Genomic DNA, 20,784 nt, shown 5'->3' with positions numbered 1-20,784 from the left:
AGTTTCCACCGCAAAGGGTCCTCGTCCCGGCGCAGCGCCATACACTTGCGAACGTGCTCCGCAGCCCCCGCCCGTCACCCCGGCGGAGGCGAGACCTCTTCGAAAGTCGCGCCATTGCCTCTTTCCGTCACCCCGGCGCAGGCCGGGGCCGCCATGTAAGGGGGCAAAACCGGTGATACCGCACTTAGCCGTCTCGCCGCGCCCGGGTAACAACACGGCCCCGGCCTTCGCCGGGGTGACGGATGTGAGATCGAGCGACTTTCGCAGAGGTCTCGCGCAGGCCGCGGCCGCTTGATCATGACGCACACCGGTTGCCCCGAAGCCAACGCCCTGGCCTTAGCGGGGGTGACGGTGCGTGACGCCAGCACGGCCGGCGACGAACGTCATGCGGCGCGCACGTCCGCGATCAGGCCGTTGATCTGGCTGCGCAGCGCCTCCACGCCGCCGGCCACGTCGCCAGCGGTGCGCGTAACCTGGTCGGCGCTATGGCGCGAGCGCTCGGCGCGTTCGCGCAGCGTCTGCATATTGGCGGCGGCGTCGGCGGTGCCGTCCTCGACCTCGGCGATGGCGTGCGCAATCGCCTGGGTCATGCCGCGCTGCTGGTCGACCGCCTGCGCGACGTTCGCAGACGAACGATCGAGCTCGGCGACCAGGCCGTTGACCGATTCGATCGTCGCCAGAACGGTGCCCGTCGCGATTCGCACCGCATCCAACCGCCCCTCGATCCGACCCGCCGCGAGCTGCGTCTGGCGCGCCAGTCCCTTCACCTCGTCCGCGACGACCGCGAAGCCACGCCCGGCCTCGCCCGCCCGCGCCGCTTCGATCGTCGCGTTGAGCGCCAGAAGATTGGTCTGGCCCGCGACCGCTGCGATCATATCGAGCACCCCGGAGATTTCGGCCACCAACGCCCCCAGCGATTCGGCGCGATCGCGTCCCTCCAGCGTCCGCGACCGCACGGTTGCCACGCTGGCGCGCGATTCGTTCGCCTCCCGGCTGATCTGGTCGATCGCCCCGGCAAGCGCAGCCGCCGAATGCGCGATCGTCCGCGCGTTGGTGGCGCTCTGTTCGGTCAGCGCGGCGGTTGCCATCGCCTGCTCCTGGGTGGTTCCGGCCTCGTCTGCCATCGCCCCGGCCGTCTGGCGCAGCGCTGGACCCGCCGAGGCAAGCCGCCGGACCGAGGACCCCGCCTCTTGTTCGAACTTCTGGAACAGGGCTTCCAGATGCGCCGCCCGACGGGACCGTGCGGCATCCTCGCGACGTTCATTGGCGTTGAGCGCATCGGCGGTCCTCCGAGCCTGCTCGCTCATGCGTCGCGCCTCCGCCGACCGGTCGCGCGCGAAGGCGAGCGCGCGTGCGATCTCGCCAATCTCGTCGGTGCGATCGAGCGCAGGGATGATTGCCTCGGCGCGTTCCAACGTGATGTCGCGCGTCGCGGCGGCAATCTGCGCCAGCGGACGCTCGACCCGCAGCGACAGCATTCGCATCCCCCAGATCGAAACGAGGACCGCCCCCACCGTGATCAGCGTCACGAGCAGATAGATCTGGCCGAAACCCCGGTCGAGCGCTTGCCGCTCGCGCATCGCATCGGCACGCAGATCCTCGATTAAGGTGGCGCTGGATACGGTCAGCGGGTCGATCGCGCTGTACATCGCGCCACTCAGGAAAAAATCGAGCTGGTCGACATGTCCCCCGCGCAGCAATGCCAGCAGCTTGTCCAGCGCAGCATCGGCATCGTGCCGCGCCGTCGCAACCTGTGCCACCTCGTCCGAGCGGCCGACATCGAACCTGTGACGGGTAAAGGCGTCCCAATCCGTAGCGATCAGGCGGCGCGACGCCGCGATCGTCTCGATCGCGCCTACCGCCGACAGATTACCGCTGCGGACCTTGTTGGCGGTAAGCAGCGCGGTGCCATAGCTGGCGTTGATCCGCTGCAATTCGCCGATCGGATACAGCCGGTCCACCACCAGCGCGTTGACCCGGTGGCTCGTGGCGAGGGTGGTCCCCAGCAACGTGACCGCAAACAAAGCCTGGATCGCCAGCAGCGCGCCGACGATGCGGCGCAGCTGCACCCGCATGTTCCGGCCACCCTCCGCCCATTTGACGAGAAAGCGGCGCAACAATGCCTTGAGCGAGCGGACGTGCGGCCGAAGCGAAGGGGTCTTCATGCCGCGGCTAATGCGCAGCAAGGGCCTGACAGGTAGTTAACTGAATATTACAGTTAAAAGAAATTCCACAGGAAAGTCGTCCCGCTCCGGACGCATTTCAGCGCACGGCTTGCATCGTCCGCGACCCGATGCTAGCGAACCGGCAACCCATCTGGAGGCGCGTTTTGCCGCCTTCATTCCCCATGGGGCCACCTTATGACGTCCAAGAGGATCCTAATCGCGTGGAGACATCCGGCGGTATTCAAGCAAGCTTAAGCGGACGTTATGCCACCGCATTGTTCGAGCTTGCCCGAGACACCCGTAGCATCGACGCAGTCGAGGCGAGCCTCGGACGTGTGCGTGAAGCGCTTGCGCAATCGGACGAATTCGCCGCGCTGGTTGCCAGCCCGGTGATCTCGCGCGCCGCCGCTGCCAAGGCAGTCGCCGCAGCCGCCGAGATGATCGACGTGGACGACACGACGGGCAAGTTCCTCGGCGTGCTCGCCGACAACCGCCGCCTGCCGCAATTGCCCGCGATCATTCGTGCGTTCCGCGATCTGGCTGCACGCCACCGCGGCGAGACGACCGCAGAGGTCACGTCGGCGCATCCGCTTTCGGACGATCAGGTCGACGCGCTCAAGCAGCAGCTGCGCACCCGGATCGAGACCGACGTTTCGGTCGACCTGTCGGTCGACCCCGCACTTTTGGGAGGGCTGGTCGTCAAGATCGGCTCGCAGATGATCGATTCGTCGATCCGCACCCGTCTCAACACCCTCGCGCACGCGATGAAAGGCTGAAGTCGTAATGGATATCCGCGCCGCAGAAATCTCGAAGGTCATCAAGGACCAGATCGCATCGTTCGGCACCGAGGCGCAGGTCTCGGAAACCGGCCAAGTGCTCAGCGTCGGTGACGGCATCGCGCGCATCCACGGGCTCGACAACGTCCAGGCGGGCGAAATGGTCGAATTCTCGAACGGCGTGCAGGGCATGGCGCTCAACCTCGAGGCCGACAATGTCGGCGTCGTGATCTTCGGCTCGGACAGCCAGATCAAGGAAGGCGACGTCGTCAAGCGGACCGGCACGATCGTCGACGTCCCCGTCGGCAAGGGCCTGCTCGGGCGCGTCGTCGACGGCCTCGGCAACCCGATCGATGGCAAGGGCCCGATCGTTTCGGACCAGCGCAGCCGCGTCGAAGTTAAGGCACCGGGCATCATCCCGCGCCAGTCGGTCAGCGAGCCGGTCCAGACCGGACTCAAGGCAATCGACGCGCTTGTTCCCGTCGGTCGTGGCCAGCGCGAGCTGATCATCGGCGATCGCCAGACCGGCAAGTCCGCCGTCGCGATCGACACCTTCATCAACCAGAAGGCGGCGCATCAGGGCGACGACGAGTCGAAGAAGCTGTATTGCATCTACGTCGCGGTGGGCCAGAAGCGCTCGACCGTCGCACAGCTCGTCCGCACGCTGACCGAGCAGGGCGCGATGGATTACTCGATCGTCATCGCGGCGACCGCATCCGACCCTGCCCCGCTCCAGTTCCTCGCACCCTACACCGGTTGCGCGATGGGCGAGTATTTCCGCGACAACGGCATGCACGCGGTCATCGTCTATGACGATCTCTCGAAGCAGGCCGTCGCCTACCGTCAGATGTCGCTGCTGCTGCGCCGCCCGCCGGGCCGCGAAGCCTATCCGGGCGACGTCTTCTATCTCCACTCGCGTCTGCTCGAGCGTGCGGCGAAGATGAACGACAAGGAAGGCGGCGGCTCGCTGACCGCGCTCCCGATCATCGAGACGCAGGCAGGCGACGTGTCGGCCTACATCCCGACCAACGTGATCTCGATCACCGACGGCCAGATCTTCCTCGAGACCGACCTGTTCTTCGCGGGCGTCCGTCCCGCGATCAACGTCGGCCTGTCGGTGTCGCGCGTCGGCTCCGCCGCGCAGACCAAGGCGATGAAGAAGGTCTCCGGCTCGATCAAGCTCGAGCTCGCGCAGTATCGCGAGATGGCGGCGTTCGCGCAGTTCGGTTCGGATCTCGATGCGTCGACGCAGCGCCTGCTCAACCGCGGTGCCCGTCTGACCGAGCTGCTCAAGCAGGCACAGTTCCAGCCGATGCCGTTCGAAGAGCAGACCGTGTCGATCTTCGCGGGCACCAACGGCTTCCTCGATACGGTCCCGGTCAATGACGTGGTGCGCTACGAGCAGGCGATGCTGTCGACGATGCGCAGCGATCACGCCGATCTGCTCAACGACATCCGCGACAAGCGCGACCTGTCTAAGGACACGACCGAGGCGCTGAAGACCGCACTGGGTGCGTTTTCGAAGACGTTTGCGTAAACTTCTCCCTCTCCCGTTTGCGGGAGAGGGCAGACGAGCGAAGCGAAGTCGGGAGAGGGCAGTAACGCGGACGCAAGTTTGTGACTGCCCCTCTCCCCGACCCTCTCCCCGGGGGGGAGGGGGAGAAGAAGGACGAGAATGGCAAGCCTAAAGGCCCTCAAGATCCGCATCGGCTCGGTGAAGTCGACGCAGAAGATCACCAAGGCGATGAAGATGGTCGCCGCTGCCAAGCTGCGTCGCGCGCAGGAAGCGGCCGTCGCCGGTCGCCCCTATGCCGAGCGGCTCGAGCAGGTGATGGCGAGCCTCGCGTCGAAGGTCTCGGTCAGCGAATCGAGCCCGAAGCTGCTCGCGGGCACCGGCAAGGACCAGGTCCATCTGCTGATCATCGCGACCAGCGAGCGTGGCCTTGCGGGCGCGTTCAACTCGAACATCGTCCGCGCCGCACGCCGCAAGGCCGAGGAACTCGAAGCCGCGGGCAAGACCGTCAAGTTCTATGTCGCGGGCAAGAAGGGCCGGGTCATCCGCCGCTTCTTCCCGACGCAGATCGCCGCCGATCACGAAATGAGCCACATCAAGACGGTGTCGTTCACGGACGCGCGCGCGATCGCCGATGACGTCATCGCGCGCTTCGAAGCGGGCGAGTTCGACATCGCGCATCTGTTCTACGCGAAATTCCAGTCGGCGCTGGTGCAGACCCCGGTCGGCAACCAGATCATCCCGGTCGCGATCGACACCAACGCCGCTCCGGTTTCGGACGGTGGTGCGGCGGTCGAATATGAGCCCGACGAGGAAACGATCCTCGCCGATCTGCTTCCGCGCAACGTCGCGATCCAGATCTTCCGCGCGCTGCTCGAGAATGCAGCGTCGGAGCAGGGCTCGCGCATGACCGCGATGGACAATGCGACCCGCAATGCGGGCGACATGATCAAGCGTCTCAGCATCCAGTACAACCGCGCACGTCAGGCCGCGATCACGACCGAGCTGGTCGAAATCATCTCGGGCGCCGAAGCGCTCTAAGCAGTCGATACGAGGAAAGAACCATGGCAACCGCCCCCGAAATGACCACGCCCCCCAAGGCTACCACCAACAGCGTCGGCCGCATCAGCCAGGTCATCGGCGCCGTCGTCGACGTGACGTTCGAGCAGGATCGCCTCCCCGCGATTCTCAACGCGCTCGAGACGTCGAACAACGGCAACCGCCTCGTGCTCGAAGTCGCGCAGCATCTGGGTGAGAACACCGTCCGCACGATCGCGATGGACTCGACCGAGGGTCTCACCCGCGGCCAGGAAGTCACCGACACCGGCTCGCAGATCCGCGTTCCGGTCGGCCCGCAGACGCTTGGCCGCATTCTCAACGTCATCGGTGAGCCGATCGACGAGCGCGGCCCGGTCGGCCACACCGACACGATGCCGATCCACGCACCTGCCCCGCTGTTCGTCGACCAGTCGACCGAGAGCGCAATTCTCGTCACGGGCATCAAGGTCATCGATCTGCTCGCGCCTTACGCAAAGGGCGGCAAGATCGGCCTGTTCGGCGGCGCGGGCGTCGGCAAGACCGTGCTCATTCAGGAACTGATCAACAACATCGCCAAGGGCCACGGCGGCACCTCGGTGTTCGCGGGCGTCGGCGAGCGCACCCGCGAGGGTAACGATCTGTACCACGAGTTCCTCGACGCAGGCGTCATCGCCAAGGACGCCGACGGCAACCCGACGCCTGAGGGCTCGAAGGTCGCGCTCGTGTTCGGCCAGATGAACGAGCCGCCAGGCGCGCGTGCACGCGTCGCGCTCTCGGGCCTGACGATCGCCGAATATTTCCGCGACGTCGAAGGCCAGGACGTTTTGTTCTTCGTCGACAACATCTTCCGCTTCACGCAGGCGGGTTCGGAAGTGTCCGCACTGCTCGGTCGTATTCCGTCGGCAGTGGGCTATCAGCCGACGCTGTCGACCGACATGGGCGCGCTGCAGGAGCGCATCACATCCACGAACAAGGGATCGATCACCTCAGTGCAGGCGATCTACGTTCCGGCAGACGATCTTACCGATCCGGCGCCGGCAACCTCGTTCGCCCATTTGGATGCAACGACCAACCTCAACCGCGCGATTTCGGAGCTGGGCATCTACCCGGCAGTCGATCCGCTCGACTCGACCTCGCGCGTGCTGACCCCCGCGATCGTCGGCCAGGAGCATTACGACACCGCCCGCCGCGTCCAGGAGACGCTGCAGCGCTACAAGTCGCTCCAGGACATCATCGCCATTCTGGGCATGGACGAGCTGTCGGAAGAAGATAAGTCGACCGTGTCGCGCGCTCGCAAGATCCAGCGTTTCCTGAGCCAGCCGTTCCACGTTGCAGAAGTCTTCACCGGCATCAGCGGCAAGTTCGTCCAGGTCGAGGATACCGTGAAGTCGTTCAAGGCCGTCGTCGACGGCGATTACGATCACCTGCCCGAGAGCGCCTTCTACATGGTCGGCGGGATCGACGAAGTCGTCGCCAAGGCCGAGAAGATGGCCACGGAAGCCTGATCTACTAAAGCCCCTCCCCCTCGGGGGAGGGGTTGGGGTGGGGCAGTCCAGCAGTGCTGACGCTCGGTGAGACACCCCCCACCCCCATCCCCTCCCCTGAAGGGGAGGGGCGAAGAGAGAGATACAATGCTGCACTTCGAACTCGTCACGCCTGAAAAGCTGGTCCGCTCGGAATCGGTCCACATGGTCGTCGTTCCCGGCACCGAAGGGGACTTCGGCGTGCTTGAAGGCCATGCGCCCGTCATGTCGACGATCCGCGACGGCGCGTTGTCGGTTTATCGCACGCCCGACGGCACGCCCGAGACGATCACGATCGAAGGCGGCTTCGCCGAAGTCAGCGCGCGCGGCTTGACCGTCCTCGCCGAGCGCGTCGCCTAGCGCTTACGACGGCACGCCACGACCGTCGCCATCGGCTTCCCGAAGTCCCTGCACTCCCAGGATCCTTCGGCAAGCTTCGGGACGATATGACCGGGCGAGCTGACATCGTTTCCGATCCAGAGTATTGCGCTACGCGGATCTGTTCCCGCGAGAGACAGGACCTCGCTGCTCGATGGCGGCGCATGTGCCCTTCCCGCCACCACGACCTCGACGGCCTGCCCCGCCCTGCGCAGGAAGAACCCGCCAACCTCGCCGACATTGGCGCGCCCCAGGGGCGTGGCGGATGAAGCCACGCCGACCGGATCGGCAAAGGCGAACACGAGCCGATCCGGATGCCGCTGCAGCAGCCATGCCGAAGGTTGTTCGAGGTTAAACAAGTGCCGATGATCCAACGCGGTATCGGTCAAGGCCGCACGCGTCTCCTGGAGCATGCCGCCTGCCATCGCGGCAAACAACGCGAGCACGGGTATCGCGCTTCGGTCGATGGACCACCGCATCCACCACGCTACTGCGAACAACAGCGCAGGATGACAGGGCGCAAGATAGCGCGGCGCGAAGCCGGGCCGCACTGTTGCAAAGACCAAAACCAAGCCGAAGGCCAGCGCGCCACTCAGGACCAGCGCCCATTCCGGAGCCAGCCCCATCGTGCGGAACGAACCGCGTTTCGGGGGCACCTTCGCCAGAAGCACGACAGTGGACAATCCGATGATCGCCAAAAGCAGAATGCCTTGCAGACCGGTACCGAACATGAGGAGCGGGATCAGGGGCAGCAGGTTTGGCGTTGGAGCGTAACACGACGCCGCGCACGCAGCCGACAGGCCGAACACGAAGGGCAGGTGCACGGCCATCCAGCCCAACAGGAGCAAAACCGGCAGAAACGCCGGCCATGTCTTGATGGCCCGCTGGCGACCGAGCAGCAGATACAATACCCCCTGCGATCCGACGATCGGGATCGCATAATAATGGGTGAGGACCAACAGCACCGAGACGCATGTCCACGACAGCGCGCGCCGCGTGCACGGGCCACGGAGCAGGTGGAGAAATGCAATCGCCTGTACACTACCCAGCAAGAAGAGCTGCGCGTACGAGCGCGCGTCGTTCGCGAATATCAGAGCCGGCAACCATAGCAGAACGATCGCGCACCAAAACACCCGTAGGAGCCTGTCAGGACTTCCATACCGCAAAATGACCAGCGGTGCCGCAAGCGAGCAGGTCATGCTCGCCGCACGCAGGGCGACGTCGCTCGCACCGAACGCCTTCACCCATATCCACAGGGGAACGTAATATGCCGGGCCAGTCAGCTCGTTGAGACACCATCGCAGCAAGCTTCCGAGATTTGGCTGAGTCGCGATGACCGCCGAGAACGTCTCGTCGAACCACAACGGCAGACCATAGCCGGACATCAGTCGCGTCGGCACGCCGATCACGAACGCCAGCCCGAGCAAGATCGCTTGCCAATGCCGTTCGAGAAACGGCGGACGCGGCGGCGTACCGGCAAGATTGATCGGTGACGCAGTCCGATCGTAAGGAAGTTCGGGATGTGACCGCATCGGCTGACTCTGCGCCACTGCGGTAAAAACACGATTAATGGGCAGCGAGCGGGATCGGCCACCGGTCCCCGTTCTGCTTACCTCCGACCCCTAACACATTAGGTAAATATCAAGTTTTGCCGGCTAGCTCGGTCGTTGCTATGAGGAATCAGACGGCATGAGTGCATTTGGGCGTCGTCCTGGAATTGCAGGACAGGGTTCGCGCCCGGCGTTCGGCGTGGCGCGCCCGATGCAGGGCGGCGGCAGCGCGCGACCGGCGGAAGCCGAAGCCGGTGGTGAGCAATTCCCCCCCCTGCCAATCTCGGCCGCGGAGCTCGATCCGTTCGGCGTCCTTCCCCCACTCCAGCAGGATGCGATGCAGCGGCTCGCCGATCGCCAGGCATCGTCGGGCGACGCGGGCAATTCCAAGGTCGAGGGCTTCGAAAGCTCGATCCACAAGATCAAGGAGCAGGTGCTCCCTCGCCTGCTCGAACGCGTCGATCCCGAGGCCGCCGCGACGCTCGACAAGGACGAGCTAGCCGAGGAATTCCGGCCGATCATCGGCGAGGTGCTCGCCGAGCTGAAACTGACGCTCAACCGCCGCGAGCAGTTCGCGCTCGAGAAGGTGCTGGTCGACGAGCTGCTCGGGCTCGGGCCGCTCGAGGAATTGCTCGCCGACCCGAACATCACCGATATCATGGTCAACGGCCCCGACCAGACCTATGTCGAGCGCAAGGGCAAGCTCGAACTCGCGCAGATCCAGTTCCGCGACGAGGAACATCTGTTCCAGATCGCGCAGCGCATCTGCAACTCGGTCGGCCGCCGCGTCGACCAGACCACGCCGCTCGCCGACGCCCGCCTCAAGGACGGCAGCCGCGTCAACGTGATCGTGCCGCCGCTGTCGCTCCGCGGCACCGCGATCTCGATTCGTAAGTTCTCCGCCAAGCCGATCACGCTCGACATGATGGCGGGGTTCGGCTCGATGTCGCCCAAGATGGCGACCGCGCTGAAGATCGCGGGCGCGTGCCGCTTCAACGTCGTCATCTCGGGCGGTACCGGTTCGGGCAAGACGACGATGCTCAACGCGCTGTCCAAGATGATCGACCCGGGCGAACGCGTGCTGACGATCGAGGACGCGGCCGAACTTCGCCTGCAACAGCCGCACTGGCTGCCGCTCGAAACCCGCCCTGCCAACCTCGAGGGCCAGGGCGAGATCAGCATCCGCGATCTCGTCAAGAACGCGCTGCGTATGCGCCCGGATCGCATCATCCTGGGCGAAATCCGTGGCAGCGAATGTTTCGACATGTTGGCGGCTATGAACACCGGTCACGACGGATCGATGTGCACGCTCCACGCCAACTCCCCGCGCGAGGCGCTGGCGCGTATGGAGAACATGGTGATGATGTCCGACATCAAGGTGCCCAAGGAGGCGATCTCGCGTCAGATCGCGGACTCGGTCGAGATGATCATCCAGGTCAAGCGCCTGCGCGACGGGTCGCGCCGCGTGACCAACGTGACCGAGGTAATCGGGATGGAAGGCCCGGTGATCGTCACGCAGGAACTGTTCAAGTTCGAATATCTCGACGAGAGCGCAGACGGCAAGATCATCGGCGAATATCGCTCGATGGGGCTGCGCCCCTACACGCTCGAGAAGGCGCGGACGTTCGGGTTCGACCAGGCGTATCTCGAGGCGTGCCTGTAAGCGCACCCGCGCGACGCTTCCGGTCGCTACGCTCCCGGAACTATGCTGCCGGCGCCCGGATCACCCTGGTAGTTTCGGCAGTCCAGCCGGACCGGACGATGCGTCGACCCGACCGTCGATGCCCTTAAGCAAGGCCTCCCGAAGATGGTCCAGCACGAACGGCTTCTGAAGCACGACAGCCCCCGCCTCGTCGCCGTCGAGCGCAACCTGATCGCCATATCCTGACGCAAAAATGAACGGCACCCCGGTTCCTCGCAGGCGCCTGGCGAAATCGAAGCTCACCTGCCCGGCAACGTTGATATCCAGCACGGCAAGATCGAACCGGCTGGACGCGACCGAAGCGACCGCTTCAGCGATGGTGGACGCTGTGGTCACGTGATCCGCCCCCAGCGCGTACAGCATGTCTTCCGTCTCGAGCGCGATGATCATGCTGTCTTCCAGCAACAAGACGGCGGCGCCCGCGAGCGGGCTGTTCGCCTTGGCCTTCTGTTCCACCGTGCGATGGGGCGACACGACATCCGCCGCGGCGACGCTTGGAACCTCCTGCGGCGGAACGAGGTGTTTCGCCGGAAGGTAGAAGTCCGCCTCCAGCCCACCGAGCAGATAGCGAACTTCGGCCGTCCCCTGCAGGTCGAACGGTACCGTCCGCTCGATCACGACCGATCCAAAGCCGCGTCGGGTCGGCGCCTGAACCGCCGGACCGCCGCGCTCGCGCCAACGCACGTCCAGCCCGCCGTCCGTGCGCAGGGCGAGCGTCACGTGGATGCAACCGTCGGTCGACAGCGCACCATATTTGGCGCTGTTGGTCGCCAGTTCGTGCACGACCAGCGCCATCGTCGTCATGGCGGTCGGGTGAAGCTGGACGGGTGGCCCGTCGACGGTGAGGACTTCGTGCCCGTTGCGCCGATGCGTGTTGACCTCATCCTCTAACAGAGATGCCAGTGACGCCGGTCCCCAGGCGTTGCGGGTGACATAGTCGTGCGCTCGCGCAAGGGCCTGCACGCGACCGTTGAGCGCGGACATGTACTCGGCCACGCCATTGACGCTCTGGCCGGTCCGCGTGATCAGACCGCGCACGAGCGTCAGGATGTTGCGGACCCGGTGGTTGAGCTCGGCGATCAGCAATTCGCTGCGTTCGGTCGAACGGCGGCGCTCCTCGCTCGCTGCCTCCGAATATCGTAGGATCACCTCGATGATCGCAACCCGCACCGCTTCGCCGAGGCGCAGATCGGCTTCCGAAAATGGCTGGGATTTTCCGCGCACCATGCTGGCGAAAGCGGCAAAGCTCTTGCGTGGTGACAGGCGGAGCCCGTCATCCGTTTGGACCACGGCCTTGGTGGGGTCCCCGCTCCATCGCACTTCCTGCAGCATCTCGCGACGGAACAGCATGATGTAGTCGCGCGGCGTCCGGGACACGGGGATCGACAGCATCCCAGCCGCGCGATCGGCGGACTGCGCGCAGCGCGGCTCGATCGACGCCAGCTCGCTCGTATCGAAGACCCTGCTCGGCGAAGCGGTGTCGAGGTAGCGGGCGATCCCGTAGACGTCTTCTTCCGGCGGTGTCGATCCGTTGAGCGATACCCGCCCACCCTGAAAGATCGCAACGCCATCGCAAGGGATCATGCCGCCAACGATGTCGCGGATCCATTCGGCGTTGGTAAGCAGCGACTCGTCCGCGGCGATCGCGGTCATCATCCGGTCGCTGAGCTCGCGCGCACTGCGCTCGGCGGCGGCGGCATCGCCGCGCAGCCGGCTTTCGAGCGTCATCGAATACATGTGCCCGAACAGTTCGGCAGCGGTGCGCATCACGAAGCTCGGGCAGCGCGCGGCACCGTGATGACAGGCGATCAACCCCCACAGCTTGCCCTCGACGATGATCGAGATCGACAGCGAGGCCCCCACCCCCATGTTGGTCAAATATTCGATATGCACCGGGGAAACGGCGCGCGTAACGGCATGGGTCATGTCGAGCGCCTGCTCGGGGCCGCCACGCAACGGCAGCACCGGCACCGTCGGGGCGTGAACGTCGGCGATGATCCGGAATGGATTGGCAAGATACAGGGCTCTTGCCTGCACCGGTATGTCCGACGCCGGATAGCGCAGCCCGAGGAAGCTCTCGATGTTCGACCGGGTCGATTCCGCAATGACGTCGCCATCGCCATTGTCCTCGAAGCGATAGATCATCACCCGCTCGAACCCGGTGATCGCGCGGATCTGCCGCGCCGCGTCGCGGTGGAATTCGCCAAGCGCCTTCATGCGCTTCAACCGCTCTATCATCGCGCGGACCATCGACGCTGCTTCCATCCGGTCCTGCGGCAACGATGGTTCGCCCTCCAGCACCAGCAACTCGCCGCTATATTGCAGGCTGAGGTCGAAGCGCTGCTTCGGGTTGACCAGGCCGATATCGTACAGCCGTTCGCTCGACGTCGCCTGCAGGATCGTCATCCGGTTGCGAATGTCGTGCAACGCCTGCCGGCTGATGACGCTGTCGAGCGGCCGGCCAATCAGCATGTCGGGCGCAACGCCGAACATCTCCGCGGTATTCGCCGAGGCGCGGGCAATCGTCCAGTCGTTGGAGAGAGCCAGCAGGAAGCCGAAGGACTGGATGCGATCCAGCCGAGTGATCGGTTCGCGGTCGCAGATCGTGAGATCCGGGAGGGATGGATCGGTGTCGGACATGGTTTAGCGGATTCTCCGTCTCAGGCGGCGATATTCCAGGGCGGAACAACCAACCCGGGCGCGGAACGCGCGCCGGAACTGTGCGCTCGTCGGAAAACCGACCCGCCCGGATATGTGCTCGATGCCAAGCCCGGATTCGGCCAGCAACTCGCGCGCCCGATCGATCCGTTTGGTCGTGACATAGGCATAAGGTGTCGTCCCGGTCGCCGTCTTGAACGCCCGGGTGAAATGGAACCGGCTCAGCCCGCACAGCACCGCCAGGTCGGATACGCTGATCCCGTCCGCCAGATGATCCGCCACGAAGGCGTCGACCAGCTTGAGATGCCGTTCGGACAAGCCCACGCCGACCGGGTCGGACTGGATGCCGAACACCTCGAGCGCCGCTACCAGACACACGCTTTCCGCCAGCATCTCATCGACGTTTGGCGCCAGCAGCAAGGTCTCCAGTCGCGTGAGCGCCGCCTGCAACGGCGGAGGCCTGACGAACAGAAACGGTGCAGGGTTCGTCACCGTATAGCGGCGCTCAAGCTCTTCGCTGATCAGGGCGGGTTCGAAGTACAGGGCGGTAAAGGCATTCTTCCGCGAGGCCGGGGTCACCCATCCCTGCGCCGAACGCCCCTTGGGGATGAAGCTGACCGATCGGCGCCAGTCGCGCGTGTAATTGGTCGCCATGCCGTCGATGGCGATTTCACCATCATCCAAAATCATGTCGTGCAACGCCAGATACTGTGTTTCGCCGCTACGCTGAAACGAATATGGTTGCGTACCCGTCACGACATGCTCTGCGGAAAAGCCGCGCCATTGATGCAACGATCGCGGCACGACCGCACCCGTCGCGAAAGCCAGACTGAGATCCGCTGGAACCTGCACTATCTCAACCGATTGTTTCTTGCGATTCGATGCATTTGTGCTTTGTATGGTATTCGTCGCAGCGATGGAACCCATGAGAAGCGAACCCCGATGCAGTCCCACTTAATGACCAGCGCGGTAGTTCGCCTGCGCGCCGCGACGCGCCCATTCCATGATCTGACCGACACCGAGTACAGCAGCTTCGATCTGAGCGACCGGCGCGATTACACGGCTTTCCTGCTGGCGCATGCGCGGGCGACGCGGGCTGCCGAGGCGGTTCTCCACGACGATGAGACCCTTCCGACATGGCGGCCGCGCGCGCCGTTGCTGGCAGATGATCTCGACAAGCTGGGATGCGCCATGCCCGCGCCGCTCGTGTTCGAGGATTCGGCCGACGAGGGCTGGCGCTGGGGCGTGCTCTATGTGCTGGAGGGATCGCGGCTGGGTGGCGCTGTGCTCGTCAGTAGTGCCGACCGGGATGCACCGGTCGCCTTCCTATCGGCGCGCCATGCCAAGGGCGAATGGCGCACGCTGCTCGCCGCGATCGATGCGCGCGGCGCGGTTCGCGGTCCCGCGTGGATCGACGGTGCAATTGCCGGCGCGTCCGCCTGTTTCCAGCTTTACCGCCGTGCAGCAAAACCGCTCGGCGCTGGGCAGGACGGGTAGCGCTGCGCCGCTAGACGGGGCGTGACCACGAACTCAATGCTGCGCAGCAATGACGCACAATGCGGCACCGAGCAGTGCCGTCATCTGGACCGTTCGCCAGTCGAACCATCCGACCCGATCGAGATCGTCGCGGCGGGTGCGCCGCCAGTCGGCGACGCCTGCAAGGACCGCCACCGCCAGCGCACCCGCCATCCCTGCCCACCACATCAAACAGCCGATCAGCTACCGAGTTTTTCGACCTTTTCGTTCAACCGGCCGAGCTCGGCTTTCAACGCAGCAATTTCCTCGTCTTTCGAAACGGTTGCAGCCGAGGCTCCCGGCATGCCCGGCATCACGGCCGTCCCACCGGGCTTGAACGCGGCGGTGGCCACTTCGAACATGGCCATATTCTGCTTGGCCAGTTCGGCGAACGGCGAGTTGGCAAAAGCCCCCTCCACCGCGGTCTTGAACTGCTGCTGGTTGCGGCGGAAGCTGTCCATCGATGCTTCCAGGTACCCCGGTACCATAGCTTGCATGGAGTCCCCGTACATCGCGATCAGCTGCCGCAAAAACGGAACCGGCAACATGGTCTGGCCGCGCTGCTCCTCTTCCATGATGATCTGGGTCAGGATGTTGTGCGTGATATCCTCTTCGGACTTCGCATCGATGACCTTGAAATCGCGGCCTTCCCGCGTCATCGCCGCAAGGTGTTCCAGCGTGATGTAAGACGAAGTCTCGGTATTATAGAGGCGGCGATTCGCATATTTCTTGATCGTCACCGGGCCGTCGCCCGGAATGGTCTTCTTCATGGAGAAGGGCTCCCGCCTGATGGTCTTCGCGACCCTACCACCATTCGTTACCGCGCTGCAACACGGGCGCTTTGCGGCGATGCCACGCGGTCCGCGGCCGCTCCCGCTGTTTCTGGACATGCTGCACGCCGAGACCGCAACCGCGCCGGACCGACGGTCTGCGGCGCTTGCCGGTTTGCGCGCCTATCAGGATGCCCCGCGCGGTCTACCGCCAAAGCCTGCGCCCGTGCGCTATCGCAAGGGTACCGTCCGCGTCCGGGAGTATGCGCCGGTCGGCTCGACCGGCCGCGCGGTGTTGTTCGTGCCCTCCCTGATCAACCCCGCGCATATCCTCGACCTGTTGCCCGAACGGTCGCTGCTGCGCTGGCTGGCGGCGGAAGGGCACCGGCCGTTCCTGCTCGATTGGGGCACGCCCGATCCGGGCCAGGCGCTTGATATCAGCCAGCATGTCGAGCGTATCCTGCTCCCACTGATCGCAAAGTTTCCCGAGCCGCCGATTCTGGTCGGCTATTGTCTGGGCGGGACGATGGCACTCGCTGCGGCGCAATGCGCGAGCGTCGCCGGGCTCGCGCTGATCGCCGCGCCCTGGCATTTCGCCGGACTGGGCGAAGCGGCGCGCGCGGATGTCGCCCGGCTCTGGACCGCCGCCGAACCGTCGTGCGCGCGCATGGGACTGGTCCCTATGGAAGTGTTGCAGAGTGGCTTCTGGAAACTCGATCCGGCGCGAACCATTGCCAAATACGAAAGCTTCTCGCGCACCGCGGCCGATACACCGGCATTCCGCCAGTTTGTCGCGATGGAGGACTGGGCTAATGCCGGTGCCGCTCTGTCGTTCGCCGCGGGCCGCCAGCTGTTCGAGGAGTTCGTCGCACGCGACCTTCCGGGTTCCGGGCGCTGGCACGTCGCCGGCACCGCGATCGCGCCGCAGGCACTGCCCTTCCCGGCGATCGACTTCGTCTCCCGCAACGATCGGATCGTCCCGGCAGCGACCGCGGCGGATCTCCCCGATCGGCGCGACATCGGGGCAGGACACGTCGGCATGATCGTCGGTAGCGGCGCGCGCGCGCAGCTGTGGCAGCCGCTGTCGGACTGGCTAAACGCGGTCCCGAGCCCTAAATAGCGGGTCTGTCGCTTCGAGCAGCGTTTCACCGCGATCCCAGTTTTATCCAGGAGCCCGCCATGCAGGACATCGTCATCACCGCCGCAAAGCGCACACCCGTGGGCAGCTTCCTCGGCGCCTTCGCGGCAACGCCCGCGCACGAGCTCGGACGCATCGCGATCGAGGCCGCGCTGGCGCAGGCGGGTGTCGCGGGCGAAGACGTTTCCGAGGTGATCCTTGGGCAGGTCCTCACCGCGGCACAGGGGCAGAACCCCGCGCGGCAAGCGGCGATGGCGGCCGGTATCCCGAAGGAAATTCCGGCTTGGGGCGTCAATCAGGTCTGCGGTTCGGGTCTGCGCGCGGTCGCACTGGCGGCGCAGTCGATCGCCTGCGGCGATGCGACGATCATGGTCGCGGGCGGGCAGGAATCCATGTCGATGAGCGCCCATGCCCAGTCCCTGCGCGGCGGGCAGAAGATGGGTGACCTGAGCCTGATCGACACGATGGTGAAAGACGGGCTGACCGATGTCTTCAACGGCTATCACATGGGGATCACGGCTGAAAACCTGGCCGAGCAATATCAGATCACGCGCGGAGACCAGGACGCGTTTTCGGTCCGATCGCAAAACCTGGCGGAAGTCGCCCGCGCCGCCGGCCGGTTTCGCGACGAAATCGCACCGGTGACGATCAAGGCGCGCAAGGGCGACACGATCGTGGCGGACGACGAGTATATCCGGTCCGGCGTGACGCTCGAGAGCGTGGCCGGGGTACGTCCTGCGTTCAAGAAGGATGGAACGGTCACGGCCGCGAACGCATCCGGTCTCAACGATGGCGCCGCCGCGCTCGTTCTGATGACGCGGACGGAAGCCGAGCGCCGCGGGTCGCCGATCCTGGGGCGGATCGCGAGCTGGGCATCGGCCGGGGTCGATCCGTCGATCATGGGGATCGGGCCGGTCCCCGCGACCCGCCGCGCGCTGGAGAAGGCGGGGTGGACGATGGCCGATCTCGACCTGATCGAGGCGAACGAAGCCTTTGCGGCGCAGGCGCTTTCGGTCGGCAAGGAACTTGGCTGGGATGCGGAACGAGTCAACGTCAACGGCGGCGCCATCGCCATCGGCCATCCGATCGGCGCATCGGGGGCACGCGTGCTGACGACCCTGCTCTACGAGATGGCCAAGCGCGATTCGCGCAAGGGTCTCGCCACCTTGTGCATTGGTGGCGGCATGGGGATCGCGCTCTGCATCGAGCGGTAGCGGCCGCGATCGGGCCGGATTGTCACGCTGCGTCTTGGGTGTCTGCTGCCCCGCGAGGACTACGCCGGCGCGTGCAACGACGGATTGGGCGCTCCTGCGGGGGCGCCCTTTTACTGCCAGATGCGATCGAACCGCTGGCCGAGCCCGGTCAGCAATTCATATTGCGACATGCCCGACGCCGCTGCCGCGCGCGGCAAGGCGAAGTCGAGCGTGACCCAGTCGCCTTCGTCAAGGGTCGGGAAGGCATCGACCGATATCGCGGTCAGATCCATCGATACGCGCCCCAGCACCGGCAGTACCGCATCGCCCGCCCGTGCCTGCCCCGTGTTGGTAAAGCCGCGCCAATAGCCGTCCGCATAGCCGATGTTGAGGATCGCCACCTCGACCGGCACGCTGGCGGTGTAGAGCGCATTGTAGCCGATCGAGTCCCCTGCCCGAAGCGTCCGACGCTGCAGGATCTGCGCCTGCGGGGTGGCGACCTGCCGAACGACATCCGCCAGCGCGGCGCGCGGGACGCCGCCATAGAGCGCGAGGCCGGGCCGGGTCAGATCGAACGCATAGTCTGGCCCCAGCGCGATCGCGGCGGAATTGGCGAGGCTGAGCCGCTTCGCCGTTGTCGCGCCACGCAGCCCGTTCAGCCGGTCGCGCTGCCGCGCATTCGCCGGAACGTCCTCGTCCGCACAGGCGAGATGGCTCAGCAGCGTGTCGATGCCCAGGCCGTCCAGAAGGCCTTGTGCGACGTCGTCTGGGGAGATTCCCAGCCGGTTCATGCCGGTATCGACCATCACGTCGCATCGCCCGCCCCCCGCATTGCGCCAGCGCCGGACCTGCTCCACGGTACTCAGCACGGGCCGCGCGTTCGCGTGCAGCGCAAATGCCATATCGTCCTGACGAACCCCGTGCAGAACGGAGATGGCGATCGAGCGGTCGGTCGCCACATCGGCCAGGGCAGCTGCCTCCCCCCAGTTCGCCACGAAAAAGTCCCGGCACCCCGCCGTCGCCAGGCGCTCGACCACGCCCCGGGCGCCAAGCCCATACCCGTCGGCCTTGACCGCCGCGCCGCACGCCGCGGTCCCGCTCAATCGATCCAGCGCGCGCCAATTGGCGACAAGGGCAGCGGTATCGAGCGAAAGGCGGAGCGGGGCAATCATGCAAGCGCGGGTAACGCGCCCAGCCGCATTCGGCTAGCCCGCCTTCGATCGGGCGGGGCGGATGTCTTCCAGCCAGAGCGTCGTCACCACCAGTGTCATCGCCACGACGGCGAAGGTATACCACAGCCCGGCATAGGGGTTGCCCGTGCGTGCGACGATGAACTGGCTGATGAAGGGCAGGAAACCGCCGAAGTAGCCGGTACCGACATGATAGGGAATCGACATCGAGCTATACCGGATCCGCGGTGGGAACATCTCCGTCAGCAACGCCGCGACCGGACCATAGGTGATCCCGGAAAGCGCGCTGAGCGCCAGGATCGCGACCAGGATCAGCGCGATGCTGCCCGGCCGCGGTACGACGCGGTCTAGATTATAGCCGGCCTTGGTCAAAGCGGCGTCGAGCCCGGAGGTACTCATGTCGTCGACCGGGGATCCCCCGATGATGACAAGCGTGACCGGCGTATGCGCCTTCTTGTACGGCACGCCCTTCTTGGAAAGGGTGTCTAGCAACTGTCCGCAGGCGTCCGCCTGCCTGGCGGCGAACGGGTTGTACGTACAGGCAGGCCCCGAGACGACGACCGGCGCGCGCTTGGCGGCATTGGCGAGCTCGGGGTTGGCCGCGCTGCCCATGACCCAGAAGATCGGGAAGAGCAGCACCAGGGTCAGCGCATAGCCGACAATGATCGGGGTCTTGCGGCCATAGCGATCCGACAATCGGCCGAACAACACGAAGAACCCGAGCCCGCCGAGCGCACCGACACCGACGATCAGTTGCGCGGTCGTCTCGTCGACCCGCATCGGCCCCTCGAGGAACGACAGCACGGTGAACATCGCCGTGTACCAGATCACCGTCAGCCCGGCCGCAATCCCGAACAAGGCGACGAGCAGCCGCTTGAGATTGCCCGGATAGGTGAAGCTTTCGAGGAACGGGTTGCGCGCCGTCGTTCCGGCGGCCTTCATCTGCCGGAACACCGGGCTTTCCGACAGCTTGAGCCGCATGAACACCGATACCGCCAGCAGCAGCAGCGAGAAGACGAACGGCACCCGCCAACCCCAGGCGGTCCAGGCCGCGGTGCCAAGGACACCCTTGGTCAGCAGTACCACCACCAGACTGAGGATGAACCCGCCGGCGACGCTCGCCTGGATGAAACTGGTGTAATAGCCACTCTTGCCGGGTGGCGAATGCTCCGCGACATAAATCGCCGCGCCACCATATTCGCCGCCGAGCGCAAGCCCCTGAAGGATTCGCAGGCCGATGACGATAAACGGCGCGGCCAGACCGATCGCGGCGGCGGAAGGCACCATGCCGACCGCCGCCGTTGCCAGGCCCATCATCGCGATCGTGACCAGAAACGTGTATTTACGGCCAAGACGATCGCCGAGAAACCCGAACAGGATCGCACCCAGTGGCCGGAAACCGAAGCCGACCGCAAACCCTGCCCAGGCATAGAGCGTCTGGAGCAACTCGCTCTGCGCGGGGAAGAAGGTCCGGCCGATGATCCCCGAGGCGGCAAGCGTCCCGTAGATGAAAAAGTCATACCATTCGAAAATCGTACCCAGCGACGAAGCGGTGATGATCAGCTGGATGTCGCGGCGGCTGGGCTCCGGCATGGCGTCGGGCAAGCTCGGTCCTACGTCGCCCGCCAGGATCGTTGCCATCGTTCACCCCTCATCCAACGCCATATTGGCCGTG

At 65.3% G+C, this 20,784-nt stretch carries 17 protein-coding genes; 9 read left to right on the top strand and 8 right to left on the bottom strand.

The features are described 5' to 3' along the window. Positions 1-383: 383 nt before the first annotated feature. Positions 384-2,165 (bottom strand): methyl-accepting chemotaxis protein, encoded by a 1,782-nt coding sequence (locus L8G49_RS07010; protein WP_242139570.1) that lies wholly within the window; start codon positions 2,163-2,165, stop codon positions 384-386. A 221-nt stretch (positions 2,166-2,386) separates the two neighbouring features. Between L8G49_RS07010 and L8G49_RS07005 the strand changes: the two genes are divergently transcribed. The 5 genes from L8G49_RS07005 (at position 2,387) to L8G49_RS06985 (ending at position 7,375) form a co-directional block, all read left to right on the top strand. Continuing rightward, positions 2,387-2,941, top strand: a complete 555-nt coding sequence (locus L8G49_RS07005; protein WP_242183502.1) for a F0F1 ATP synthase subunit delta — start codon at positions 2,387-2,389, stop codon at positions 2,939-2,941. A 7-nt stretch (positions 2,942-2,948) separates the two neighbouring features. Continuing rightward, positions 2,949-4,478, top strand: coding sequence for a F0F1 ATP synthase subunit alpha (gene atpA, locus L8G49_RS07000; RefSeq protein ID WP_242183500.1), 1,530 nt, complete (start codon positions 2,949-2,951; stop codon positions 4,476-4,478). A gap of 138 nt (positions 4,479-4,616) precedes the next feature. Next, positions 4,617-5,495, top strand: a complete 879-nt coding sequence (locus L8G49_RS06995; RefSeq protein ID WP_010162902.1) for a F0F1 ATP synthase subunit gamma — start codon at positions 4,617-4,619, stop codon at positions 5,493-5,495. Positions 5,496-5,536: 41 nt separating this feature from the next. Further along, positions 5,537-6,997, top strand: a complete 1,461-nt coding sequence (gene atpD / locus L8G49_RS06990) for a F0F1 ATP synthase subunit beta (protein WP_242183792.1) — start codon at positions 5,537-5,539, stop codon at positions 6,995-6,997. A gap of 126 nt (positions 6,998-7,123) precedes the next feature. Further along, positions 7,124-7,375 carry an ATP synthase F1 subunit epsilon gene (locus L8G49_RS06985; protein ID WP_131527320.1) on the top strand — a complete coding sequence of 84 codons (252 nt, stop codon included), beginning with the start codon at positions 7,124-7,126 and terminating at the stop codon, positions 7,373-7,375. Here L8G49_RS06985 and L8G49_RS06980 read toward each other — a convergent pair. Next, positions 7,372-8,820 carry a hypothetical protein gene (locus L8G49_RS06980; protein WP_242183498.1) on the bottom strand — a complete coding sequence of 483 codons (1,449 nt, stop codon included), beginning with the start codon at positions 8,818-8,820 and terminating at the stop codon, positions 7,372-7,374. The two genes, L8G49_RS06985 and L8G49_RS06980, sit on opposite strands and share 4 nt — an antisense overlap. A gap of 262 nt (positions 8,821-9,082) precedes the next feature. Here L8G49_RS06980 and L8G49_RS06975 point away from each other — a divergent pair, with 262 nt between their 5' ends. Next, positions 9,083-10,606 (top strand): CpaF family protein, encoded by a 1,524-nt coding sequence (locus tag L8G49_RS06975; RefSeq protein WP_242183496.1) that lies wholly within the window; start codon positions 9,083-9,085, stop codon positions 10,604-10,606. 60 nt (positions 10,607-10,666) lie between these two features. Here the strand turns inward: L8G49_RS06975 and L8G49_RS06970 are convergent, their stop codons facing one another. Beyond that, complete coding sequence (locus L8G49_RS06970) at positions 10,667-13,285, bottom strand: HWE histidine kinase domain-containing protein (protein ID WP_242183494.1); 2,619 nt, start codon at positions 13,283-13,285, stop codon at positions 10,667-10,669. A gap of 3 nt (positions 13,286-13,288) precedes the next feature. Further along, on the bottom strand, positions 13,289-14,257 hold the full coding sequence (locus tag L8G49_RS06965) for an AraC family transcriptional regulator (RefSeq protein WP_242183492.1): 969 nt from the start codon (positions 14,255-14,257) through the stop codon (positions 13,289-13,291). 3 nt (positions 14,258-14,260) lie between these two features. Between L8G49_RS06965 and L8G49_RS06960 the strand changes: the two genes are divergently transcribed. Beyond that, positions 14,261-14,800 carry a biliverdin-producing heme oxygenase gene (locus L8G49_RS06960; RefSeq protein WP_242183490.1) on the top strand — a complete coding sequence of 180 codons (540 nt, stop codon included), beginning with the start codon at positions 14,261-14,263 and terminating at the stop codon, positions 14,798-14,800. A gap of 33 nt (positions 14,801-14,833) precedes the next feature. On the opposite strand, the gene L8G49_RS06955 is transcribed toward L8G49_RS06960, so the two are convergent. Next, positions 14,834-14,992 (bottom strand): hypothetical protein, encoded by a 159-nt coding sequence (locus L8G49_RS06955; RefSeq protein WP_242183488.1) that lies wholly within the window; start codon positions 14,990-14,992, stop codon positions 14,834-14,836. 26 nt (positions 14,993-15,018) lie between these two features. Beyond that, positions 15,019-15,588 carry a polyhydroxyalkanoate synthesis repressor PhaR gene (phaR, locus tag L8G49_RS06950; protein WP_242183487.1) on the bottom strand — a complete coding sequence of 190 codons (570 nt, stop codon included), beginning with the start codon at positions 15,586-15,588 and terminating at the stop codon, positions 15,019-15,021. A gap of 79 nt (positions 15,589-15,667) precedes the next feature. Between phaR and L8G49_RS06945 the strand changes: the two genes are divergently transcribed. Together L8G49_RS06945 and L8G49_RS06940 are read left to right on the top strand one after the other, a co-directional pair. Continuing rightward, on the top strand, positions 15,668-16,708 hold the full coding sequence (locus tag L8G49_RS06945; RefSeq protein WP_242183790.1) for an alpha/beta fold hydrolase: 1,041 nt from the start codon (positions 15,668-15,670) through the stop codon (positions 16,706-16,708). Positions 16,709-16,767: 59 nt separating this feature from the next. Then, on the top strand, positions 16,768-17,940 hold the full coding sequence (locus L8G49_RS06940) for an acetyl-CoA C-acetyltransferase (protein ID WP_242183485.1): 1,173 nt from the start codon (positions 16,768-16,770) through the stop codon (positions 17,938-17,940). Between the two features lie 110 nt (positions 17,941-18,050). On the opposite strand, the gene L8G49_RS06935 is transcribed toward L8G49_RS06940, so the two are convergent. Continuing rightward, on the bottom strand, positions 18,051-19,091 hold the full coding sequence (locus L8G49_RS06935; RefSeq protein ID WP_242139558.1) for an alanine racemase: 1,041 nt from the start codon (positions 19,089-19,091) through the stop codon (positions 18,051-18,053). 33 nt (positions 19,092-19,124) lie between these two features. Continuing rightward, the gene (locus L8G49_RS06930) at positions 19,125-20,750 is read right to left on the bottom strand and encodes an MFS transporter (RefSeq protein ID WP_242183483.1); all 1,626 of its coding nucleotides are present in this window, start codon (positions 20,748-20,750) and stop codon (positions 19,125-19,127) included. Positions 20,751-20,784: the final 34 nt, after the last annotated feature.

This window comes from Sphingomonas sp. CARO-RG-8B-R24-01 (assembly GCF_022662295.1).
In the GTDB taxonomy this organism is placed as follows: Bacteria; Pseudomonadota; Alphaproteobacteria; order Sphingomonadales; family Sphingomonadaceae; genus Sphingomonas.
The sequence above is the reverse complement of the archived record's forward strand: the minus strand, read 5'-3'. Positions and strand labels throughout refer to the sequence as shown.

What these genes read in the sequence shown, in the direction of transcription:
- L8G49_RS06970 (WP_242183494.1), bottom strand. Translation starts at nt 13,285, where the DNA reads ATGTCCGACACCGATCCATCCCTCCCGGATCTCACGATCTGCGACCGC.
- atpA (WP_242183500.1), top strand. Translation starts at nt 2,949, where the DNA reads ATGGATATCCGCGCCGCAGAAATCTCGAAGGTCATCAAGGACCAGATC.
- L8G49_RS06945 (WP_242183790.1), top strand. Translation starts at nt 15,668, where the DNA reads ATGCCACGCGGTCCGCGGCCGCTCCCGCTGTTTCTGGACATGCTGCAC.
- L8G49_RS06930 (WP_242183483.1), bottom strand. Translation starts at nt 20,750, where the DNA reads ATGGCAACGATCCTGGCGGGCGACGTAGGACCGAGCTTGCCCGACGCC.
- L8G49_RS07010 (WP_242139570.1), bottom strand. Translation starts at nt 2,165, where the DNA reads ATGAAGACCCCTTCGCTTCGGCCGCACGTCCGCTCGCTCAAGGCATTG.
- L8G49_RS06995 (WP_010162902.1), top strand. Translation starts at nt 4,617, where the DNA reads ATGGCAAGCCTAAAGGCCCTCAAGATCCGCATCGGCTCGGTGAAGTCG.
- phaR (WP_242183487.1), bottom strand. Translation starts at nt 15,588, where the DNA reads ATGAAGAAGACCATTCCGGGCGACGGCCCGGTGACGATCAAGAAATAT.
- L8G49_RS06975 (WP_242183496.1), top strand. Translation starts at nt 9,083, where the DNA reads ATGAGTGCATTTGGGCGTCGTCCTGGAATTGCAGGACAGGGTTCGCGC.
- atpD (WP_242183792.1), top strand. Translation starts at nt 5,537, where the DNA reads ATGACCACGCCCCCCAAGGCTACCACCAACAGCGTCGGCCGCATCAGC.
- L8G49_RS06985 (WP_131527320.1), top strand. Translation starts at nt 7,124, where the DNA reads ATGCTGCACTTCGAACTCGTCACGCCTGAAAAGCTGGTCCGCTCGGAA.
- L8G49_RS06960 (WP_242183490.1), top strand. Translation starts at nt 14,261, where the DNA reads ATGACCAGCGCGGTAGTTCGCCTGCGCGCCGCGACGCGCCCATTCCAT.
- L8G49_RS06935 (WP_242139558.1), bottom strand. Translation starts at nt 19,091, where the DNA reads ATGATTGCCCCGCTCCGCCTTTCGCTCGATACCGCTGCCCTTGTCGCC.
- L8G49_RS06955 (WP_242183488.1), bottom strand. Translation starts at nt 14,992, where the DNA reads ATGGCGGGTGCGCTGGCGGTGGCGGTCCTTGCAGGCGTCGCCGACTGG.
- L8G49_RS06940 (WP_242183485.1), top strand. Translation starts at nt 16,768, where the DNA reads ATGCAGGACATCGTCATCACCGCCGCAAAGCGCACACCCGTGGGCAGC.